The organism is Streptomyces sp. NPDC005151, from assembly GCF_053599875.1.
The window spans coordinates 1-1,201 of sequence record NZ_JBSFYR010000266.1; the positions used below are offsets into that span (position 1 = coordinate 1).

Annotated in this window: 1 protein-coding gene and 1 pseudogene; both read left to right on the forward strand. The window is 64.4% G+C overall.

The genetic code is table 11. The annotated features are described in order from the left end of the window. Positions 1-627, forward strand: a 627-nt coding sequence (locus ACWD6R_RS40620) for an AAA family ATPase (protein WP_451823353.1), incomplete at its 5' end; no start/stop codon positions are given. A gap of 313 nt (positions 628-940) precedes the next feature. Further along, positions 941-1,193 (forward strand): annotated as a pseudogene (locus ACWD6R_RS40625) (hypothetical protein); the annotation flags it as partial. Positions 1,194-1,201: the final 8 nt, after the last annotated feature.

Here is a 1,201-nt window from a genome sequence, read left to right on the forward strand (position 1 = left end):
CGGAATGCTCCACAAGACCGGCCGCGCGACCTACACCCTCGCCACCTGACGAACCTCCTTGACAGCCCCGCCGATCAGCAAACTTCGCGGCCTTGCATCAAGGACCTGCGCACCTCGCTCTACAACAAGCTGGGCCTACCCGGCGAAGCACCCGCCAACAGCACCCGAGGCGAAACCATGATCAAAAGCGTGCTTTCCGAAGGGCCCCGCGTGCTCGTCGTCGACGAAGCGCAATGGCTGGTCACCAGGGCCTTCGAATTCATCCGCGAACTGTGGGACGACGAAAAGACCCGCCTGCCCGTCATCCTCATCGGCGCCGAAACCTGCTACCAAAAGATCAAAAACCGGCCTGCGCTCGACTCCCGCATCCTCATCTGGCAGCGCTACAAGCCCCTCACCCCGACCGAAGTCCTCACCACCATCCCGCAATACCACCCGGTCTGGACACACACGCCCGCCGACGACCTCCTGTGGATCGACGACCTCGCCTGCCACGGCAACTTCCGACAATGGGCCAAGATCACATACCTCCTGCAGGAAGCGATGAGCACCCCGCCCCACCCGAAGTACAGCCGCGACCTGGTCACCGCCGTGTTCAGCAGGCTCGACCCCACCACCCGCCGGTAGCCGCAGGCTTCGCTTCACGGCGCTTTGTGCGGTACCGGCCAAGTTCTTACCTGTAACCCCCGCACCGCGAAACCAGGCGTCCGCAGCCGCAATCGTGGGAGCCCACCGGTCTCGCCCGGGACGAACACCAGGAAGGCTGACTCTGGAAGCCCCAAAAGCGGTGGAGGCCCCGCGTACGTGCGAAGGGACGCGGGGCCATCCAAGCGCTACGTCCTGTCGAGGCGCTCCACCTGCGAGCCTACGAGCCTGAGCTGTTCACAACCCGTGCAGTCAGGCATTCGGGGCACAGACATCCCGATTTTCAGCGAGGCCGCCGGCCGGTCAGCTCACAGGGTTGGAACACTTCCTCACCGCCCGCTGGGGCATGCACAACGAATTCTGCGGCGGAGCTTCTTAAGAATCTGGTCGCGGCCGCCGGGTTGCCCGCGCCGCGCGACGCCCCGGTCAGCGTCCTGTACTCCCCAGGAGTCCCGGTCCGCCTGAATCGTTCCGGGTTTGACCGAGGCTCGATCTCTTGGAAGGATCGGGATCGTTATGTCGAAGCCATACCCGAAGGAAGTCCGTGAACGGGCCG